The organism is Gemella sp. oral taxon 928 (assembly GCF_001553915.1).
Classification (GTDB): Bacteria; Bacillota; Bacilli; order Staphylococcales; family Gemellaceae; genus Gemella; species Gemella massiliensis.
Genome location: NZ_CP014233.1, coordinates 656,558 through 678,209, shown reverse-complemented (window position 1 = coordinate 678,209; position 21,652 = coordinate 656,558). Strand labels below are relative to the sequence as shown.

General features: G+C 30.8%; 15 protein-coding genes. 2 read left to right on the top strand and 13 right to left on the bottom strand.

What is annotated here, in order from left to right:
* Window positions 1–2: 2 nt before the first annotated feature.
* The 9 genes from AXE85_RS02990 to AXE85_RS02950 form a co-directional block, all read right to left on the bottom strand.
* The gene (locus AXE85_RS02990) at window positions 3–767 is read right to left on the bottom strand and encodes a dihydroorotate dehydrogenase electron transfer subunit (RefSeq protein ID WP_062173073.1); all 765 of its coding nucleotides are present in this window, start codon (window positions 765–767) and stop codon (window positions 3–5) included.
* Between the two features lie 14 nt (window positions 768–781).
* Window positions 782–3,958, bottom strand: a complete 3,177-nt coding sequence (gene carB, locus AXE85_RS02985) for a carbamoyl-phosphate synthase large subunit (protein ID WP_062173072.1) — start codon at window positions 3,956–3,958, stop codon at window positions 782–784.
* Window positions 3,959–3,992: 34 nt separating this feature from the next.
* Window positions 3,993–5,087 (bottom strand): glutamine-hydrolyzing carbamoyl-phosphate synthase small subunit, encoded by a 1,095-nt coding sequence (gene carA, locus AXE85_RS02980; RefSeq protein WP_062173071.1) that lies wholly within the window; start codon window positions 5,085–5,087, stop codon window positions 3,993–3,995.
* 152 nt (window positions 5,088–5,239) lie between these two features.
* Complete coding sequence (locus AXE85_RS02975) at window positions 5,240–6,529, bottom strand: dihydroorotase (protein ID WP_062173070.1); 1,290 nt, start codon at window positions 6,527–6,529, stop codon at window positions 5,240–5,242.
* A 16-nt stretch (window positions 6,530–6,545) separates the two neighbouring features.
* On the bottom strand, window positions 6,546–7,427 hold the full coding sequence (locus AXE85_RS02970) for an aspartate carbamoyltransferase catalytic subunit (protein ID WP_062173069.1): 882 nt from the start codon (window positions 7,425–7,427) through the stop codon (window positions 6,546–6,548).
* Between the two features lie 175 nt (window positions 7,428–7,602).
* On the bottom strand, window positions 7,603–8,127 hold the full coding sequence (gene pyrR / locus AXE85_RS02965) for a bifunctional pyr operon transcriptional regulator/uracil phosphoribosyltransferase PyrR (RefSeq protein WP_062173068.1): 525 nt from the start codon (window positions 8,125–8,127) through the stop codon (window positions 7,603–7,605).
* A gap of 226 nt (window positions 8,128–8,353) precedes the next feature.
* Window positions 8,354–9,451 (bottom strand): MGDG synthase family glycosyltransferase, encoded by a 1,098-nt coding sequence (locus AXE85_RS02960; RefSeq protein ID WP_062173067.1) that lies wholly within the window; start codon window positions 9,449–9,451, stop codon window positions 8,354–8,356.
* Window positions 9,451–10,077 carry a phosphatase PAP2 family protein gene (locus tag AXE85_RS02955; RefSeq protein WP_062173066.1) on the bottom strand — a complete coding sequence of 209 codons (627 nt, stop codon included), beginning with the start codon at window positions 10,075–10,077 and terminating at the stop codon, window positions 9,451–9,453. Before AXE85_RS02955 ends, AXE85_RS02960 begins: the two co-directional genes overlap by 1 nt.
* A gap of 84 nt (window positions 10,078–10,161) precedes the next feature.
* On the bottom strand, window positions 10,162–11,094 hold the full coding sequence (locus AXE85_RS02950) for a dihydroorotate oxidase (protein ID WP_062173065.1): 933 nt from the start codon (window positions 11,092–11,094) through the stop codon (window positions 10,162–10,164).
* Between the two features lie 186 nt (window positions 11,095–11,280).
* Here AXE85_RS02950 and AXE85_RS02945 point away from each other — a divergent pair, with 186 nt between their 5' ends.
* Both AXE85_RS02945 and AXE85_RS02940 read left to right on the top strand, forming a co-directional pair.
* Window positions 11,281–12,264, top strand: a complete 984-nt coding sequence (locus AXE85_RS02945) for a DDE-type integrase/transposase/recombinase (RefSeq protein WP_062174685.1) — start codon at window positions 11,281–11,283, stop codon at window positions 12,262–12,264.
* Window positions 12,265–12,414: 150 nt separating this feature from the next.
* Window positions 12,415–13,791, top strand: coding sequence for an ISL3 family transposase (locus AXE85_RS02940; protein ID WP_062173064.1), 1,377 nt, complete (start codon window positions 12,415–12,417; stop codon window positions 13,789–13,791).
* A 410-nt stretch (window positions 13,792–14,201) separates the two neighbouring features.
* Here AXE85_RS02940 and AXE85_RS02935 read toward each other — a convergent pair whose 3' ends face one another.
* The 4 genes from AXE85_RS02935 to AXE85_RS02920 form a co-directional block, all read right to left on the bottom strand.
* Complete coding sequence (locus AXE85_RS02935) at window positions 14,202–15,920, bottom strand: ABC transporter ATP-binding protein (RefSeq protein WP_174222371.1); 1,719 nt, start codon at window positions 15,918–15,920, stop codon at window positions 14,202–14,204.
* Window positions 15,910–17,658, bottom strand: a complete 1,749-nt coding sequence (locus AXE85_RS02930) for an ABC transporter ATP-binding protein (protein ID WP_062173062.1) — start codon at window positions 17,656–17,658, stop codon at window positions 15,910–15,912. The genes AXE85_RS02935 and AXE85_RS02930 overlap by 11 nt, the downstream gene beginning before the upstream one ends.
* Window positions 17,659–17,889: 231 nt before the next feature.
* On the bottom strand, window positions 17,890–20,859 hold the full coding sequence (locus AXE85_RS02925) for an MMPL family transporter (protein WP_062173061.1): 2,970 nt from the start codon (window positions 20,857–20,859) through the stop codon (window positions 17,890–17,892).
* 138 nt (window positions 20,860–20,997) lie between these two features.
* Window positions 20,998–21,564: a TetR/AcrR family transcriptional regulator gene (locus AXE85_RS02920; RefSeq protein ID WP_062173060.1), complete on the bottom strand. Its 567-nt coding sequence runs from the start codon at window positions 21,562–21,564 to the stop codon at window positions 20,998–21,000.
* Window positions 21,565–21,652 lie beyond the last annotated feature (88 nt).

Below are 21,652 nucleotides of genomic sequence, written 5' to 3'. Positions count from 1 at the left end.
TCCTATACCGCTATCTCGTCCGCTTTATACACCGGACCGTCATAACATACTCGTGATACCATACCGTCTATTTTGTTACAAACACAGGCATAACACGCTCCTACACCACACGCCATTCTCTCTTCCAGTGAAATATAACCTATATGCTCACTGTCCATATTTTTTAATGCCTTTAACATTGCTAATGGACCACAGCTGTAATATTTATCGTACTGAATATTATATTTTTTTATTATATCGGTAACGAATCCTTTTTCACCATATGTTCCGTCTGCCGTTGCGACGTAAGTAGTTCCTAATTTTTCAAATCTTTCTTTGTAAAAGACATCTTTTTCATTATTAAAACCTAAAACATGAATAGTTTTTACCCCTTTTTCATTGAATTTCTTTGCCAGTTCGTATAATGGTGGAACACCTATCCCACCTCCTACTAAAAGTGCTGTTTCTCCTTTAATTAAAGTAGTAATGTCATATCCCTTACCTAACGGACCTAGGACATCAACCATCTCCCCTATATTAAGTTTTGAAATACACTTTGTCCCCTCTCCGTTTACTCGATATACTATAACAAAAGTTTGTTCTTCTTTATTTATTTCACAAATTGATATTGGGCGACGTAATAGAAACTCTCTTCCTTTACCAACTTTTATATTTACAAACTGCCCCGCTGTATTCATCTCATTTACTATACTTCCTTCTAGGGTTAACTTATATATTTTATCTGCTATTTTCTTATTTTCTACTACTTTAACTAATTGTACCTGCATTAAAATCCTCCTACTTATAATGGTAATATATTAAATGAAATTGATTCAAGAACTTTTAATAAAGCATTCGCCGTATCAAGTGACGTCATACATACAATCTCTTGTTCGCTCGCCACTCGACGAATTTTAAAGCCGTCTTTTGTTACATCTTTATCTTTTGATGTTGTATTAATAACTATATCAACATCTCCATTATATATCGCATCTAATACACTGTATTCACTTTGACTAATCTTTCCGACAGCTGTTACCCTTAAATTATGTTGTTGTAAAAATTTTGCCGTCCCTTCTGTTGCTAATAAATTGTATCCTAAACTTGAGAAGCGTTTCGCCAGCATCAGTGCTTCTTCTTTATCGTCATTGCTTATTGTAAACAATATATTACCTTGATCGCTAACTCTAATTCCTGCAGCTACCAACCCTTTATATAATGATTTTTCCAAAGTTGTATCACTTCCTAATACTTCACCTGTTGATTTCATCTCTGGACCAAGAGTAGTATCTACGTCTTTTAATTTTTGAAAACTAAATACCGGTACTTTTGTATAAAAATTATTGCTTTCAGGTAATAGTCCTGTTTCATATCCTTGTGATTTTAATGTTTTTCCTATTATCGTACCGGCTGCAAGTTTTGCCATAGGCACACCTGTAATTTTGCTTAAAAATGGTACTGTACGTGAACTACGAGGATTTACTTCAAGAACAAATACTTCTCCTTTGCTTATTACATATTGGATATTTAATAAACCTACTATATTTAAACCTTTCGCTAATTTTATTGTATATTCTATCAGTTTCTCTTTTTCTGAAGATGACAGTGTTTGTGGCGGATACACCGAAATCGAATCACCTGAATGTACCCCTGCACGTTCAATATGTTCCATTATTCCCGGTATTACAACAGTTTCCCCGTCACTAATTGCATCAATCTCTATTTCACGCCCTACTAGGTAACGATCCGTTAATACCGGATGTTCCGGCGTTAATTTAACCGCTGTTTTCATATAACGACGTAATTCTGATTCTTCATAGACTATTTCCATAGCACGACCACCTAATACGTACGATGGTCTTACTAATACCGGATATCCTATTTCTTTTGCATTTTTTAGTGCCGTTTCAACATCGAAAGCTGTTTTTCCTAATGGTTGTGGAATAGCTAATTTATGAAGTAAGGCTTCAAACTTATCTCTGTCTTCTGCATTATCTATTTCTTCAAGTGCCGTACCTAAAATATTTACGCCGTTTTTTTCTAATTTATCCGCTAAATTAATTGCCGTTTGCCCACCGAATTGTACTACTACTCCTAGCGGTTTTTCGTGATTAATAATTGCCATTACGTCCTCTTCGGTTAGCGGTTCAAAATAAAGTTTATCTGAAATGGTAAAGTCCGTTGATACAGTTTCCGGATTGTTATTAATAATAATAGCTTCATACCCCGCTTCTTTTATCGCCATTACAGCATGCACCGTTGCATAGTCAAACTCAACACCTTGTCCTATTCTTATTGGTCCGGAACCGAGAACTATAATTTTTTCTTTAGTGCTGACGATTGATTCCTGTTCCTGCTCATAACTTGAGTAAAAATACGGTGTTTCTGATACAAATTCCGCTGCACATGTATCAACCATTTTAAATACCGGAATAATATTATTTTTTTGACGTAATTTGTATACATCACTTTCTGCCATATTCCAACGATGTGCAATTACTCTATCGGAGAATCCATATTTTTTAGCATATTCTAATAACTCTAAGTTACCGATATTTTCTTTTAATTCATGCTCAATATCAATTATGTTTTTCATTTTTTCCAAGAAAAATATATCAATTTTGGTAATTTCATGTATATCTTGGGTACTCTGCCCACGGCGTAATGCCTCGCCGATAAAAAATAATCGCTCATCACCTGCTTGTCTTACTTTTTCTAATATTTCTTCTAATGAAAAATCTCCGCCATTCGGTAACCCTAAGTGATGAACTCCATATTCTAGTGAACGTATCGCTTTTAATAAACTCTCTTCATACGTTCTTCCTATTGCCATAACCTCACCGGTTGCTTTCATCTGTGTCCCAAGTTTTCTATCGGCATTTTCGAATTTATCAAATGGAAAACGTGGTATTTTACTTACCACATAATCAAGTGTTGGCTCAAAGCAGGCATACGAATTTTTAGTTACAGGGTTAATAATCTCATCTAATGTTAATCCCACGGCTATTTTTGCGGCTATTTTTGCTATTGGATAACCGGTTGCCTTTGAGGCAAGTGCTGATGAACGTGACACTCGAGGATTTACCTCTATAATATAGTATTCAAATGATTTTGGATCTAATGCCAGTTGCACATTGCAACCGCCCTCGATTTTTAAAGCTCTAATAATTTTCAATGATACATCACGTAACATATGATATTCTCTATCTGTTAATGTTTGCGACGGTGCTACCACTACAGAATCTCCGGTATGAATACCAACCGGATCTATATTTTCCATATTACAAACTACAATTGCCGTATCGTTACTGTCACGCATCACTTCATATTCTATTTCTTTAAAACCTGCAATTGATTTTTCCAATAAACACTGCGTAACCGGTGAATAATGTAATCCGCTACTTACAATCTCATTCAAATCATTTTCATTATAACAAATTCCACCTCCGGTACCACCCATGGTAAATGCCGGGCGAACAATAACAGGATAACCTATTTTCTCAACAAAAATATATGCCTCATCTAACGTCGTGATAATTTCCGACTCCGGTACAGGTTCGTCTAATTTATTCATTAAATCTCTAAATAGCTCCCTGTCTTCCGCTCGTTCTATTGAACTTAATTTCGTACCTAATAATTCTACTCCATAGCGTTCTAATATGCCGCTCTTATGTAATTCAACAGCAAGGTTCAATCCTACTTGTCCTCCTAATGTCGGTAGCAGAGCATCAGGACGCTCTTTGCGAATTATTTTACTGACAAACTCTAACGTTAATGGTTCCATATACACTTTATCTGCAATTTCTTTATCTGTCATAATCGTTGCAGGATTCGAGTTTACTAAAATAACTTCATATCCTTCTTCTTTTAGTGAAAGGCAAGCTTGAGTTCCCGCATAATCAAATTCTGCTGCTTGTCCAATAATAATTGGTCCTGATCCGATTACTAATATTGTTTTAATATCTTTACGTTTTGGCATTATTGTCGTTCTCCTTGTATCATCTTTTCTCTTGCTATTTCTTTTTAGTCGCTTTATATTTACTCATATTTTCTATAAATTGATCAAATAGATAGTTTGGATCATGTGGCCCTGGTGATGCCTCCGGGTGATATTGTACCGAAAATACCGGATAATATCTATGTCTTACACCTTCACAAGTTTTATCATTAACTGACAGATGCGTTAATTCCAAGTCGGTACTCTCCAAAGATTTTATATCCACACTATATCCGTGATTTTGCGATGTTATATCAACTTTTCCGGTTAGTAAATTCTTTACCGGATGATTAGCTCCACGATGACCAAATTTTAATTTATAAGTTTTTGCACCACCTGCAAGAGAGATTAACTGATGTCCCATACAAATTCCAAATATCGGTAATTTATCCATTATCTCTTTTATCATTGCGATTGTTTCCGGGACATCTTCCGGATCTCCCGGCCCATTACTCAGCATAACTCCATCCGGATTTAAACGTAATAATTCTTTAGCTGAAATATTATAAGGTACAACTACAATATCACACCCACGTGCATTTAACTCACGTAAAATACCTGATTTCATGCCTAAATCCACTAAGACTACTCTATATCCTTTTCCGGATGATTGATAAGCACGTTGGATTGACACTTGAGAAATTTGATCCGTTGGAAGATTTGAACTTCGTAACTTTTTAAGCACTTTATCACTGTCTACACAAAGGTCGGTAATTACACCCTTTATTGTTCCGTGTTCTCTTATTTTTCTCGTTAAACTGCGGGTATCAATTCCTGAAATTCCCGGAATTTTCAAATCTTTTAATACATCATGAAGAGTATACTCCGTTCTAAAATTTGATGGTTTTTTACAAACTTCTCTTACTATTAATCCCTTAATACTTGGTGTTATTGTTTCAAAATCATCTCTGTTAATTCCGTAATTCCCTATTAGAGGATAGGTAAATGTTACTATTTGCCCATTATATGAGGGATCCGATAATGTTTCCTGATACCCTGTCATTCCGGTGTTAAAAACGACTTCTCCTACTGTTTCTATATCGGCACCAAAACCGTAACCCTTATATACCGTACCATCTTCCAAAATTAGCTGCTTATTATAACTGTACATAACTTTTCTCTCTTTCATTAATTTTTTGCAAAATTTATTTCAACATTTAATAATGATAAAGTATTCTACTTAACTTATATATGGTGTGTAAATACCATATCTTAATTTAAAAATTTTTCTATATATATTGAACTTTTATTGTATTTTTACCACTATAGATATTTTATATCAAACACTTCTTCATCTTTATATGCTATTTGTCCTTCACTTAATGTTAATACAGGTATTCCATAAATTTCTTCATCTACATAAGGAGTATTGCGTCCTTTTGATAAAAAATTATCCGGATTAATTGTTAAACTTTTTTCTAAATCAATCACTACTAAATCGGCATACCCATTTTCTTCCAATGTACCGAAAGGTAAGTCAAAAATATCTGCAACACGTTTTGTCATAACTTCTACTAAAAAATCTAATGAGAAAATTCCTGTTTTTACAAATTTTGTATATAACTGACTAAATGCTGTTTCACTACCGACAATACCAAATGCCGCTTTTTGCATTGGTAACTCTTTTTCATAAGTTGCATGCGGTGCATGATCTGTTGCTATTATATCAATAGTACCATCTAGCAGCCCAGCTATTAACGCTTTTCTATCCTCGCGTGAACGTAGCGGTGGGTTCATCTTCCATATACCGTTATTATCCGGAATATCCATTTCATCACTAATCAAATGATGTGGGCATACTTCACACGTTACTTTTATGCCGGCTTTTTTCGCCTCTCTTACTATTCTTACGGATTCTTTTGTTGATACGTGACACACATGATAGTGACAACCGCTTGCTTCTGCCAACAACACATCACGAGCTATTTGAACTGATTCACATATTGACGGTATCCCCGGCAGACCAAGTTCACGACTACGACGACCGCAGTGCATACAACCTCCTCGTATTAACGAATTATCTTCGCAATGTGCTACGATTGCTTTTCCTAATTCAGCTGCTACTTTCATTGATTCATACATCATATTTGCATTCTGTACCCCACGACCATCATCACTAAATGCAAAAACATATTTTGCCAACTCTTTAAATTCTGCATATTCTCTACCTTGTTCTCCTTTAGTTATTGCACCGTAAGGAATAGCACGAATGACTGAATCTCTTTCAATAATATCTAATTGTAATTTTAAATTTTCATAATTATCCGGTACAGGATCCAAATTAGGCATCGGCATAACCGTTGTAAAACCACCACGAGCCGCTGCACGAGAAGCATGATAAATATTTTCTTTATATTCAAATCCCGGTTCTCTCCAATGTACATGGACATCTATAAATCCGGGAGAAACAAATTTCCCTTCTAAATCAAGCACTCTATCTACCTTTTCCTCAATGTTTTCAGTTATCTTTAAGATTTTCTTACCGTCAACTAAAATATCTTTTTTCACTAATATTCCATTTTCTAATATTTGACCATTTTTTAGTAGTAACATACTGTACTCCTTTTTATTATAAATTATTGTCTTTAATTATTTTTTCTATCATTGCCTGACGCATAAACATACCATTTTTCATCTGTTCAAAAATAACTGATTTTGAGGATTCAACCAACTCATCAGCAATCTCCATATCACGATTCACCGGTGCCGGATGCATAATAATTGCTGTATCCTTCAAGTGCTTATACCGTTCAAGAGTTAGACCATAATTTTTGTGATATTCCTCTTTTGTTAAACTCATATGTTCACTATGTCTTTCATGCTGTACACGTAATAACATACAAATATCCACTTTTTCAATTATTTCATCAAAATCTACAACTTTTCCAAGTGTTTCATCTTTAAAACACTCCGGGCAAACAAAACTAGCCTTTGCGCCAAGGCGTGTTAACATATTGTAATTACTGCGTGCAACACGAGAATTTTTAATATCTCCGGCAATAATAATATTTAAATCGCTAAATTTACCGAATCTTTCGTATATAGTCATTAAATCGAGTAAACACTGGCTTGGATGTTCACCACTACCATCTCCTCCGTTAAGTATCGGTATATTTAAACTTTTTAGTTCTTTATAATATTTCTCTTTGTTATGTCTTATCACCAACATATTACAACCTATCATCTCAAGAGTTTTGCATGTATCGTAGAATGTTTCTCCCTTATTAACTGATGATGTTGTTATATCAAAATTAATAACATTAAGTCGATGTTTATGCTCAGCTACTTCAAAACTATGTTTTGTTCTTGTTGAATTTTCAAAGAATAAATTTGCAACATATAAATCTTCACGCGGTGCTACTTTTTTACCACTTTTTAATTCTAATGCACGTTTAACAAGAGAATATACTTCCTCATTTGTTAAATCTGACATTGATACTATATTTTTCATTGCTACCTCCAGTTCAATATTTATGAATAAAATAAAATACCTTAAAGTACGGGCTTCAAGGTATTTTGGTTATAGTATTTCTTATTTTATAAATATATATTTTTATCAATAAAAAATATATATTCTTACCAATCCCTTGCTAGCCTCTCCGGGCTATCTTAAAAAGATTTTTTATCTATATTAGTAATATTTCTTCACTATTGTCCACTTCATTTAAAAGCACTTTGACATTTTCTTTTTTTGAAGTTGGAATATTTTTTCCGATATAATCTGCACGTATCGGCAATTCTCTATGTCCACGATCTACTAATATCGCAAGTCTTATCGCTTGCGGTCGACTAACGTCCATAATTGCATCAATCGCTGCACGAACTGTTCGTCCGGTATACAGTACATCATCAACTATAATTACAGTTTTTTCATTCAAATTCATTTTAAACTTAGGTGTCTTTATTTCCGGGTCTTGTGATTGTTTTTCCAAATCATCACGATAAAATTTAATGTCCAATACCTCCACCGGAACATTGAAGTTTTCTATTATCTTAATTTTTTCTTTTAAACGTTTAGCCAAATAAACACCACGTGTTTTTATACCGACAAGAACGACATCATTAATATCATTACGTTCTAAAATTTCGTTTGCTATACGTGTTATCATTCGTGCTATCATCGTTTCGTCAAATAGTACTCTTTTTTTCATCTCTCACCTCATAAAAAATATCCTACTCATATGAGCAGGACAACAATATACTATACACCCGGATTAATTAAATGTGGTTATTTTAATCACGTATCTTTGCTGACCTCTCCGGATCACATTAAAGATTATTATTCAAATTATCGTTAGTATATACCATAATATTCTTATTGTCAAATAATATGGCAAGCAAAAATAATCTTTCTATACATCTATAATATTTTAAAATTTATACTTTAATTATTTTTACTATATCTTCACAGATTTTTTCCGTTGCATTTGGTAGATAATTTTGTGCCATATTCTTTTTTATCTCGATTAACTGTTGTTTGTTTTCTAATAATTTACTTATTATATCGACTAGTTCTCTATTTGTATCCGCAATTTTTGCCATATTATTTTTTTCAAAATATAAGGCGTTCTCTTTTTCTTGTCCCGGAACAGGTTTTAATAAAACTAGCGGAATATTACTGGCTAAACTTTCTGTAATAGTTACACCGCCGGCTTTCGTCACAATTACCGTTGATGCTTGCATCCATTCTCTCATATTAGTAGTGTAACCTAAAATCTTAACATGATAGTTTTCTTTATATAATCTTTTCAATAAATTTTTTAATTTTACATTTTTTCCACAGACTATCGCCAACTGTATATTTTTATTTCTTGCCAGTATAGCATCTACTATTTTATTAAAATTTTTTAATACTCCAAATGCTCCTGCCACCAAAAGTAAGGTTTCTTTCTTAATATCTAAATTATTTTTAGCTAACCATTGTTTTTTGGATATTCGTATATCAAATTTTTCTGAAATTGGTAATCCTAAAACCTTTATATTTTTTTCCTTTACACCCGCTTCTATAAACTGTATTTTTGTATTCTCACATGGTACAAAATATTTTAAGGCATTTTCAGTCAACCAACTTTTGTGAAAATGATAATCTGTCACCACATTAACAATAGGTATTTTTTTATTTTTTAAAAGTGTTAATGCCGGCGTTGGAAATGTTGATACTATTATATCAGGTTTGAATTTCTCTATTTTACTGTATAAATAATGGTAACTGAAATATCTATAGGCAGATGTTTGTTTATTATTTTTACCCATATAGTACAAATATCCATAAACATTTCTAAAATATGAAAAACTATATAAATATAATTTTCTCAATACTGAAGTTAAGCGTGGATGAGCTTGTAAAAATAAATCACATTCATCTACTATAACCCTATCTTTATATTTTTTTTCAAACATTTCTTTTAAATTTCCCGAGACTTGTAAATGACCGTTACCAAAAGAACCTGTAATTAATAATATTCTTTTTTTCATTATTTTTCTCCGTACTTGTATAAAGGACTTTTATAAAATACCCAATAATAAAACACTACTACCGTTATCCCAAGTGCTGCTCCTGCTATCGTATCAGTGGGATAATGTACACCTAAATATATTCTTGAAAATATTATAAATATTATTCCAATTGTTGCTATAGTTAGCGTAACTTGTTTCGTTAATTGTTGATATATTTTTACAATAATTAATGCCATCGAAAAATATAGTATTGTCGCAGACACTGTATGCCCACTTGGAAAACTATATCCCGAAATCTCCGCCAATCTATGAATTTGTGGTCTGGGACGTTGGATAAAGTTTTTAATACCCATTACCAACAAGCTACATGTCAACATACTTATCGTTAAATACAATGCTTCTTGTTTATATTTCTTCAAATATAACACGATAACTATTACTGTTGTAATTATTATATTTTGAATTGTATCCGATATATTAGTTAATAATGCCAGTATTTTTGTGAGAATTGGTGTTTCTAAACTCTGCACTATTTTTATAATTTCCATATCTAATGGGACTAATATATTATTAAAACCCAACACCACTATAATAAAAATTGTTAAACTGCATACCGGTAGCAATATATATCTCTTTCCTATCATCTATTACCCCTTTAATATAAATTTTAAATTATATCTAATCATTTTATCATTAAAATATTTATTTAATTTGATTTTCTAACAATATTATTCTATTATTTTTAACTTCCCTCTAAATTGTTCTAAACTTGTATATCCTTTTTCTTTCATTATAACTTTAAGTTCTTCATTTAATCTTGTAAAAACACCTACACCTTCTTTATGTAAAGTTGTTCCAACTTGAACTAAGTCCGCTCCACACAATATATGTTCAAAGACATCTTTACCGTTAATTACTCCACCGGTTCCAATAATTCTAATATTAGGGTTTAATCTTTCTCTAAATGCTCTTACATTAGCCAATGCTGTCGGTTTAATGTACTCACCGCCAAGCCCGCCAAAACCGCCTTTTGGCTTAATTACAACTTGTTCTTTATCAATATCAATACATAATCCGTTTCCTATACTATTGACACTATTTACATAAGTTAAAGGAAATTTATTTAAAATAGTTGCCATTCCATCAAAATGTGCTATGTCAAAATACGGTGGCAGTTTCACACCAAGCGGCTTTGTAAAGAATGTGAAAACTTCACTGAGCAGTTTTTCCATCAACTCAAAATCATATGCAATTTGAGGTTTTCCGGGTATATTTGGACATGATAAATTAAATTCTGTAACTCCTTGATAATCGCTTTCCTGAATTTTATTAAGCAAATTTATATTTTCTTCATAACTCATTCCTGTTACTGATAAAAATTGTAACTGAGCACCTTGTTGTTGGCGTTCAATCACATAATTCAAATAATAATCAAGACCCTTATTTGGCAGTCCCATTGAATTAATACTACCTAATTTTGTATCATAATAGCGAGGTTTTAAATTACCCTCTCGCTCAACCTGTGTCGCCGTTTTTGTAATAAAAACTCCCGCTTGACTATTTGTAAGCTCTTCTAATTCTTCAATAGACATACAATGAACACCGGAAGCATTCATAAGCGGACTGGTTAATTCTACTCCTAAAAAATTAGTTTTTAACATTCTCTAAACCTCCTGTGTATATTAAAAACAGTTTAACATAAAAACCGAATAATAACCATTACTAATTTTTATTTATCTAAAAATATATGTAGTGTTACAATAGATGTGAGACATATAATAAAAAAAAAGAAGAGTAAATCCTGTATAATGAAGTTACCTACAAATCAAAAAAAGGAATTTACTCTTATGAAAACTATTATAACAGAAAATATAGAAAAAACACAACGATATATACCTCATACTTTACAAACAAGAATAGCTACAGTTAAAACTTATAGAAATGGTAACTCTATCCGCTTTATTTGTAGGCGCTATAAAATATCAAAAGCCTCTCTTTTGAGTTGGAATAAAAAATATGACGGTACTAAAGAGTCTCTTATAGGTAAGTCTCATAGACCTCATTCCATTCACCCTAACGCCCATACAGTTGAAGAATTGTCTTGGATTAAAAATCTTATTAAACGTAATCCTAATATTTCTATGATTGAATTATATGCTAAACTTAAATTCAACAAAGGTTATAAAAGACATCCTTGTTCTTTATTTAGAGTGCTTAGAAAATTAGGTTTTTATAAAGATACTAAGAAAAAAGTAATTCCTTATAAACCTAAACCTTATGACACACCTACTGAAATTGGTAAAAAATGGCAACTTGATGTGAAATATGTTCCTAAACGTTGTTATGTAGGAAAAATTCCTGATAAATTTTATCAATATACTATTATTGATGAAGCTACTAGGGAAAGATTTATTTTCCCTTTTAAAGAACAATCATCATATTCTACTGTTCAATTTGTTAAAATGGCTATTGATTATTTTGGGTATAAACCTAAGATAATTCAAACTGATAATGGTTTTGAATTTACGCATTTTAAAGATACTAAACGAATACACCCTTTTGATGTATTGTGTAATAATCTTGGCATTAAACATCAACTTATTAGACCTAGAACTCCTAGACATAACGGTAAGGTTGAACGTAGTCATAGAAATGATAATGAACGTTTTTACAGGCATTTATCTTTCTTTTCGTATGATGATCTTATATCTCAGATGAAAAAGTATCTATATCGCTCTAACCGTCTTCCTATGCAGACTTTAAATTGGCTTTCTCCTGTTGAAAAAAGAAAAGAGTTACGGAAAGAGTCTATAAAAATATGCCGGCTTTAATTCCTTGTTAGATAATAGATTTCACGGTTGTATAATAAATACGGGGCATGAAAAAAAATCCATACCTCGTATTGTTTTTTAATATACAAAAAGACAAATATCCAATATAATTAAAGTGCAAAAAAAATAAACTATGAAAGGATATCTGTCATGAATAATTTTAACACAAAAACAAAAGAAATAAAAGAGGGAGAATTCATTAAAAACCTACTACAAATAAAAGATAAAAATATAACTATTGAGAAAACACATAACGAAACTATAAAAAATAATCAAAAGTACTTTGTATTCAAAGGTACCTTAACATATAAACCCAAGAAGTGTGAATGCTGTGGTTGTCTTAATAAAGGTTATACTGTAGTTAAAAACGGCTTTAATGAACTTACTAGAATTAATCTATTAAAAATATCAGGTATCCCTGCTTATTTGGAACTAAGAAAGCAACGTTTCAAGTGTAAAACTTGTAATAAAAAATTTGTAGCTACTACTTCTTTTGTAGATAAATACTGTAGTATTTCTAAAAATGTTAAGTTTTCTATAATGAGTGATTTAGCTGATACTTTATCTTTTAAACAAATAGCCAAAATGAATAATGTATCGGTTAATACTGTTATAAGAACTCTTTATAAATGTAAATCCCATGTAGACATTCTTAACTATAATACCTTACCTGAGTATTTATGCTTTGATGAGTTAAAGTTTACTAAAGATAGTAAAAATGGTATGAGTTTTATTTTTTTAGATGCTTTAACTCATGAGATTATTGATATAGTTGATGGTAGAACTGAGTATATTTTAAATAATTATTTTTCCAGATTTTCTAAAGAGGCTAGAAGTAATGTTAAGGCTATTTGTATTGATATTTATACTCCTTATATGAAGTTGATTAGAAATAAGTTTCCTAATGCTGAAATTGTTATAGATAGGTTTCATATTATTCAAAATGTTAATAGAGAACTTAATAGAACTAGAGTTAAGCTAATGAATATTTACAAAAAACAAAAAGGTATTAATTATACTCTTTTAAAAAATAATTGGAAGTTAATATTAGAAGATGAAAGTAATGTTACTCATGGTAGGTTTTTCTTTAATAGGAGTTTTAGGAGTTTAGTTACTAGACGTGATATTTTAGATTATTTATTAGGATTAGATTGTATATTTAAGGCTAGCTATGAGAGAGTTCAGGATATTAGATATGCGATAAGGTATAGAAATGAGTTGGAGTTTAAAGAATTAATTGAAAAATCTACTATCGGTTTATCTGATGGTGTTAGTAAGGCTATTAATACTATGAGAAAACATAAAGAGTATATGCTTAATAGTGTTAGGTATTCTATCTCTAATGGTTCTTTGGAGGGTATTAATAATAAGATAAAGGTTTTAAAGAGAGTTTCTTATGGTTATAATAGCTTTTATAACTTTAGATTACGCATTTTAGTTGTTTCTAAGTTATTTGTTTCTGAGTATAAAAATAATATTTCTTTTAAGGGCGTTTTGAAAAATGCCAAGCAACACTGCATTGCTTAGCATTTTATCCTTATTTTTTCTCATGCCCCGTATTTGACACAGAGCCGATTTCACAACTTATTTGTCAAGGACAAGGGCTACGCCTTTTTCAAATCCTTGACAAATAAGTTTTAGAAATCTGAAATGTTCTCTAAGGAATTAAAGCTGGCAAATCTAATCAAATAATGTAATTTACGTCGGGGGCTTCATACGGTTTACATAGAAGCTAGCTTCTATGTAATTCTATTATATCCGGTATTTATTTTTTACTTTTTTTGTCTCACATCATTTACAAATGTACACTAATTTTTATTTATCTAAAAATATATTTTAAAAACTCTGCTCTCAACTCATTTATAAATTTTTATAAACTTCAAATATTATAAAAATGAAGTCTAATAACATTTTTAGACTTCATTTTTATTTATCTTTTAATAAGTAAATTGCTCTACCGCATGTGCTTTATCAACTAACTTTTTATAAATAGTTGAGTTGTCCAATAAATATTTATGTGTTCCTTGACATTCTACAACACCATCATCAAGAACAACTATTTTATCAGCATTTTCTATTGATTTTAATCTATGAGAAATAACTAACACTGTTTTATTAACAGTCAGTTTATTTAAACTTTCTTGAATTTTTTTCTCAGTTTCTACATCAAGTGCCGCTGTAATTTCATCTAAAATAATTATCGGTGCATTTTTTAAAAATGCACGTGCTATTGATAAACGTTGACGTTCTCCACCTGATAGGGTAGCACCGTTTTCTCCAATAATGGTATCATAACCGTCCGGTAATTTATCTATAAAATCACAATATGCCAATTTGGCAGCCTCTTTTACTTCTTCATCCGTTGCATCCTTACGTCCGATACGAATATTCTCCAATATCGAAGTGTTAAATAATACAACATCTTGAAAGACTATTGAAATATATTTGAATAGTGAATCTGTCGCTATATCTTTAATATCATGGTTATCTATTGTTATGCTCCCCTTATCGTAATCATATAATCGTGATACTAATTTTAAAACGCTGGTTTTCCCACAACCTGATACACCTACTAAAGCTGTAACTTCATTTTGTTTAGCTACAAAGCTTACATCTTTTAGAACCTTACTATTTTTATCATATGCAAACTCTACATTTTTTAATTCTATATCAAAATTATTAAATTCTACATTTTTTCCTTCTTGTAAAGGAAATTCTTTTATTTCTTTTATTCTTTTTATTCTTGAGTCAAGATAAAATATTTCTGTAGTATTAGCACTTAAACCATCTACTGCTTCTTTTATTTTTGTAGCGGCAAAAATATAACCTAGTAGGTATAAAAGATTTATACTTCCATTTGCGTATAATATAGTTCCTACAACTATTACCCCTGCTAAAGATAATTGAGATATTATCCACGATAAAAGCATAGGTACAAATAAAACTACTTCTGCTTTTAAATGTATTTTTTCACTTTCTTCCATTTTTTTATCTAAACTTCTTCTAATTTTTTCAGATAATCCGAAACTTTTTATATCTTGTTGTAACTCAATCGCTTCTTGGAAACTTTCTGAGTTTGCTCTTAATTTATCATAATGCTTCTTATTGGCAGAAAGTTGTAGTTTTTTTGAAATTACTATAAACATATAACTTACAGCAACCGATATAATAACGGTAAGCCCGAGCCAAACATTTCCAAGTAATAACAATATTGATATAATAGGGAAAAATATGAAAAATCCTATCGCTTTAGCCATAGCATGACTCATAGCGTGTTCTATTGCCTCAACGTCTTTCATTACAGTTTGACTTATGTCAGATAAATCGTGTTTTGAAAAATATGACAGAGGTAACTTACTAATTGTTGTTGCTATATCTATTCGTAAATTTTCACTCTCTCTATACGTAGCATTAAACAGAGAATCATACTCTTTGTCTAATAATATATACATAACTATTAGAACTACTATAGATATACCTAAATACTCATATTTATTTTTAATATGATCCAACAACAATCCATCTATAAAATACATTAATAATATTGCCGGGAACATATTTATAAAATATACTAAAAATGAGTATGTGCTGGCTCTCATTAAATCCTCGGCTCCTTGATCGGTTAATGCAAATAAATTTTTAATCCTATTTTTCATGACTAACCCTCCATTCATTTGCCTGTCCATAAACTCTTTGAAACTCTTTATATGAACTATCTATAGACATTAATTCTTTATCAGAACCTCGTTCGATAATTTTTCCATTATCAACTACAAGTATTTCATCTACATTTCTTATACTTGATAAACGATGAGCAATCATTATCACCGTTTTATCTTTAATAAGATTTGCAAAAGCTCTTTGTAATTCATACTCATTATCAGGATCCACCGCTGCACTTGCCTCATCCATGATTATTATTTTTGCATCTTTTAAAATAGCTCTGGCAATTGCTATTCTTTGTTTTTCTCCGCCTGATAGATATACTCCCTTAGTTCCGATTATAGTATTTTCTCTATCTTTAAATTTATCTAAAATAGTATCGCATCCTGCAAGATGAAGAGCCTCCATAACTTCTTCATATGTTGCATCATCTCTTCCTAATTTTACATTTTCATAAATACTATTTTTAAATAGTTTTACACTTTGAAATACAAAAGAAATATTTTTAATAAGTGCTTCTTCTTTATATGATTCTATATTTTCACCACCAATTTTTACAGCTCCTGAACTAATTTTGTAAAAACCGGAAATAAGTTTAGCTATAGTTGACTTACCGCTTCCTGAAGAACCTACAAAAGCATAACTTTTATTCTCTTCAAGTTTAAAACTTAAATTATTCAAAATAAGTTTTTCATTATAGCCAAAATTAACATTTTCAAATTCTATATCAAAGTTTTTAAATTCTTCTTTATCACCAAAACTTAATTTATTGCTTTGCATTTCATTAAAAATATTTTCTAATTTTTCTACTACAGAAGTTCCTAAATATGCGTACATCGAAACATACATTATTCCCATAATAGATACAAATAAAACTCCACTTAAAAACAGTATCATTATTAATTCAACAGTTAATTGTCGTGGGTCACTCATGTCAATAAAAAATATAACAATTGGTATTATTATAGCTATAAAACCATAAAAGAACAGTTGAAACCCGACATACCCTCTCTTACAACTCATAGAATAATCAAGAGCATATTTTGAATAATCTTTTATGGCATTATGCAAGGCTTTAAATGATAAAACATTAATACCGAAAATTTTTATTACCTGTATACCCCTTACATACTCAACGGTTTCACTACTAAGTCTTTCTAAAGATTTTTGGTAAATATCCATAAAGTTCTTTTCACCCATCATAAGTGATAATGCTAAACCACTAACTAAGCATAAAACCACCAGTGATACTCCTACTTTCCAGTTCACTATAAACCCTAATATTAAAATTAAAATCGGCGTTAATATCGCACGTGCATTGTCCGGGATTAAATGCGCCACTATCATGTGAGTCTGTTCTGCATTATCATCAATAATTTTTCTTGTTTTTCCTGAACTATGGGTATCAAAAAAACTGAAACTTGCATTTGATAATCCATTTATTCCATATTTTCTAAGATTTGTTTCTAATCTGAATCCTAAAACATGAGTTATTATCCCTGAAATTCCATATAATATCGAACTACCAACCAAAAAGCCTACTATAACAAACGCATAGTATTTAGAATCGGATATATTATTATCAATGACTAATTTATTTAGAAATTCATTAAAATAATAATATGCACTTATAGTTGAAATAACAGAAAATATAGAAAACAATATCCCTAGATAAACTAAATAACGTTCTTTTGGTACATAATATAATATTTTTTTATAAACGTTTAGCATAAATTTCCTCCTTATTTTTTATGGTAAAACTACCACTATTTTATTTTTTATATATTAAGCAATTTTATAAAAAATTTATATTACCATTGTATCACTACAGCTATTAATTGGCAATAATAATTACTATCAATTAATAAATTCTTAAATCTAATAAATTGTATAGGAGCAACTTAATAAAACCCATTTCTTATGAAATCACGATTTTAAGTCACTCCTTTTTAAATTATTATATCATTTTTTAGTTACAATATTTTTACCATAACTCAATTTAACAACTGCCGACATAATAATCGGCAACACAACTGCAAGTATAGCCAGACCTACTATTACACCAAGTGCCACATGAATAAGTGTAGTAATACCTGATGGATAAAGTGCTGCGAATGTCCCACCAAGAATAATAGCAGCTGAAATAACAACACCTCCAATTGTTCCTGAAGCATGATAAATAGCTTCTTTAGGTGTTAGATGAGCTAAATTTATATTTTCTTTATAACGCATCGCTAAAAATATACTATAATCCACTCCTAATGCTATTAGCATAATGAAGATAAAGAATGGTGCATTCCACGCTAAATGTTCTTTTCCTAATATTAATTTAGATAACAACTCCGCTATACTTAATGAAGCAAAATAAGTTCCGATTAATGTTCCCACTATCGCAATAGGTTGAACGATTGAACGGGTAATAGCTATAAGCATAACGGCAATACCAATTAACATAATTGTTGCCGAACGGGTAAAATCCTTATTGGTTAAGTTTTCTAAATCATTTATTTGTGATGTTTGTCCTCCGATAGCTATTTTTGCATCTTTCAATGATGTTCCCGCTGTAATAGTTTTTAACTCACCGTCTAAACTGTTGATTACTTTAGCTGAATCTAAGGTGCTTGGCTTATCTTTTAACACTACGGTTAATTTTGTTACTTTTTTATCTTTTGACAAATATTGATCAAAACTACGATTAAGTTGTCCTGAATTTAATACCGAATTAGGAACATAAAATGTATTTCCGACAAATGATTCTCCTAATTCTTTTAAATAACTGTTGGCATCTGTTATACCTGTATCAATTGTTGACAGTCCTGTATTAGCTTTAGATAATCCGTTTGTTAGTTGGTTCACACTGCCACCCATTTGTTGCAATGCGTTATTTAATTGGTTTGTTCCATCGCTTATTTGCTTACTTCCTGTTTGAATTTTATTCATTTCACTAAGAAGTGTATCCCCTCCTGCTCTTATTTTAGTTATCGGTTCATTCAAGGTTTTTGTTTGTTGAACAAGTGCTGTTACTTCACCAGTTAATTCCTTACTTTGTGCTTTCAATGTAGTCAACTGCTCTGTTATTTGTGATAAAGTTGTTACTTTTTCTTCTAATTTTGTTAATCTCGGATCATTTATATTAGCATTGATTTTATCAATTAATAATGACAATTTAGCTAATTTATTACTAATTACCTCCCCTTTAATTCCCAAACTGTCTATTTTTTTTGATAAATCTGATAAATGCTGCATTTGTTCCCCCAGCATTGCTATTTTTGGACTGGTTATTATACTTTCTATATTATTATTAAATGTATCAACCCCATTAACATATGTACCTAATCCTGAATTAAACTTAACTGTTCCGTCTGCTAATTTATTAGCACCATCTGCTAATTTATTTACCTGTCCTAATTTCCCGGTAACATCTTGATCTTCTATTTTAGTTTTAGCTGTACTCAACCCACTATTAATTTTTTTAATACCGTCTTGAGCCTCCCCAACTCTTTGCAACAAGGTGTTAAATTGATCTTTCAAATATAAAGCATCAATTTTTTCACCTGTAGGCTCCGTTACAGAAAGCACTTTATCTACTTCATTTTTATTTTTTAAATATGTCGTAATTTTGTTTATTTCACTTAAATCTTCTTTGTTAGTAAGTTCTCTATCTGTTCCTATATATATTGATACTGGAGCAATCATTCCTTTGGAAAAATGTTTTTCTACAACTGTATATCCTTGTTTGGCAAAGTTAGTTTCCGGTAATTCATCCGCATCATTATAATTTAATGTACGACTTGATAACTGCATTAAAAACGGTATTATCAATACTAGCATTACCCCTAACATTACTACAGGTTTTTTTAATGTTATACCTGACAATAATGACCATAATTTACTCTCCTTATGACCGGCGGCTTTTCGATTTGGAAGAAACATTTTTTCACCAAGTACGGTCATAAAAAACATATTAAGTGTTAATAAATTAAGCAATAACACCGCTATACCAATAGCTACGCTAACCGCAGATTGATAAATAATAAAATCTGCCAATCCCAATACGGCAAAACCTATAAATACGGACGAGCCACTGTATATAATTGTTTTCCCCGCTGTTCTTAGTGCTATCTTAGCCGCTTGTATTTTTCCTATACCGCTTGTTAACTCTTCTTTAAATTTTGTATACAATAAGATGTTATAATCCGTTCCAATACCGAGTAACACAACAGCTAAAAATACCTGCGTAAAATTAGACAACGGCAATTCATAATGCCATGCTAAATTCATAGTTATATTTAACGATACGATTAACGAAATTCCAACTGTAATCAATGACAGAAGTGGTGCAACCCATGAACGAAAAACAATAATTAACACTGCTAAAATAAACACGATTGAAATAATTTCTGTTTTCTTTATACCTTTTTGTGTTTCATTAGCAAATTCATGTGTTAAAACATCACTACCTGTTACATATGTATTTAGACCTTCTGTTTTTAATTCCGTATTAATATTTTCACTCATTTCTCTTACTTTATCCTTATCAACCGAAATAAGTGCTAATTCTGTCGTTTTATCTTCACTTAAAAGTTGTTTTTCAGCTTCTTTACTATCTGCGGCACTCGTTATACCCTTAATAGAATAATCATCTTTTTTATCCTTTAAACGATTTAAAATTTCGACAATATTTTTACGATTATCATCCGTTAATCCGCCATCACGATTAAAGACGGCAATCACTTGACTGGTATTTTGATTGTTATTATATTCAATTGACAACTTATTAGCTACCTGACTTTGTAAGTTTTCAGGTAATTTAATCTGCCCTTTTTCTCTGACAACTTTTGAAATACTTGGCATTGTCAGTAAAGAAATAATCAGTATACCTAACCACACTATTAATATTGATGTATATTTATTTTTTAATATCTTTCTCATTACTATTTATCTTTATTATCCTTTCAAAATAATTCCTACATTTTCTTCATTAATAAATAATTTATTTTTGTTGGAAATAAAAAATTTTCACCCGCAATGAACAATCATTCATTTTATTGAAAAATTTTTTGCGGTTATTTAATTTCTAACCGCATGCCAACAACTTTCCCTTAATTCCAACAATATATCTTCCGATAAATCAAGCATATTATTATGTTGCAAACAAATCGCCATCTCTATCGGTGCATAAACAAGTGCGATATACGCATTGTTAGGTAAATTTTTAACAATTCCCTGTTGTTTAAAATTTTCCAAATCTTTAAAAATAAACTCAAAAAAATTTGTTAAACAATTATTACTTTCTTTTGTTAAATAATATGAATACGAGTTATCATTAATAAATAAAAATGCTCTGTTGTTCTCTTTACAAAATTCGTATAATTTATCAAAAATATAATAAAACTTTTCTTTTGCTGTATATCCCGCAGGATAATCTTTCATTATAAAACGACTTAATTTATTTACTGTTTCCTGAAAGAGTTCATTTATCAAACTCTCCTTACTTTCAAAATAACGATAAATTGTCCCAACGCTAACTCCTGCCGCTTTCGCTATAGGTGGAATTGCTGTTCCGTCGTACCCTTTATGTAAAAACATTTCCAATGCAGCTCGAAGTATTCGCTCACGTTTATCATTTTTCTCCATCAAATTCACCTACCATTTTTACTAATTTAAAAAACTTAGCTTCAAAATGAATAATCATTCATTTTTACTAGTATATCATGTGTTATAT

Coding starts and splice junctions, on each gene's coding strand:
- AXE85_RS02960 (WP_062173067.1), bottom strand. CDS start 9,451: ATGAAAAAAAGAATATTATTAATTACAGGTTCTTTTGGTAACGGTCAT.
- pyrR (WP_062173068.1), bottom strand. CDS start 8,127: ATGAAAAAAAGAGTACTATTTGACGAAACGATGATAGCACGAATGATA.
- AXE85_RS02930 (WP_062173062.1), bottom strand. CDS start 17,658: ATGCTAAACGTTTATAAAAAAATATTATATTATGTACCAAAAGAACGT.
- AXE85_RS02955 (WP_062173066.1), bottom strand. CDS start 10,077: ATGATAGGAAAGAGATATATATTGCTACCGGTATGCAGTTTAACAATT.
- AXE85_RS02990 (WP_062173073.1), bottom strand. CDS start 767: ATGCAGGTACAATTAGTTAAAGTAGTAGAAAATAAGAAAATAGCAGAT.
- AXE85_RS02925 (WP_062173061.1), bottom strand. CDS start 20,859: ATGAGAAAGATATTAAAAAATAAATATACATCAATATTAATAGTGTGG.
- AXE85_RS02935 (WP_174222371.1), bottom strand. CDS start 15,920: ATGAAAAATAGGATTAAAAATTTATTTGCATTAACCGATCAAGGAGCC.
- carB (WP_062173072.1), bottom strand. CDS start 3,958: ATGCCAAAACGTAAAGATATTAAAACAATATTAGTAATCGGATCAGGA.
- AXE85_RS02945 (WP_062174685.1), top strand. CDS start 11,281: ATGAAAACTATTATAACAGAAAATATAGAAAAAACACAACGATATATA.
- AXE85_RS02920 (WP_062173060.1), bottom strand. CDS start 21,564: ATGGAGAAAAATGATAAACGTGAGCGAATACTTCGAGCTGCATTGGAA.
- AXE85_RS02970 (WP_062173069.1), bottom strand. CDS start 7,427: ATGAAAAATATAGTATCAATGTCAGATTTAACAAATGAGGAAGTATAT.
- AXE85_RS02940 (WP_062173064.1), top strand. CDS start 12,415: ATGAATAATTTTAACACAAAAACAAAAGAAATAAAAGAGGGAGAATTC.
- AXE85_RS02975 (WP_062173070.1), bottom strand. CDS start 6,529: ATGTTACTACTAAAAAATGGTCAAATATTAGAAAATGGAATATTAGTG.
- AXE85_RS02950 (WP_062173065.1), bottom strand. CDS start 11,094: ATGTTAAAAACTAATTTTTTAGGAGTAGAATTAACCAGTCCGCTTATG.
- carA (WP_062173071.1), bottom strand. CDS start 5,087: ATGTACAGTTATAATAAGCAGCTAATTTTGGAAGATGGTACGGTATAT.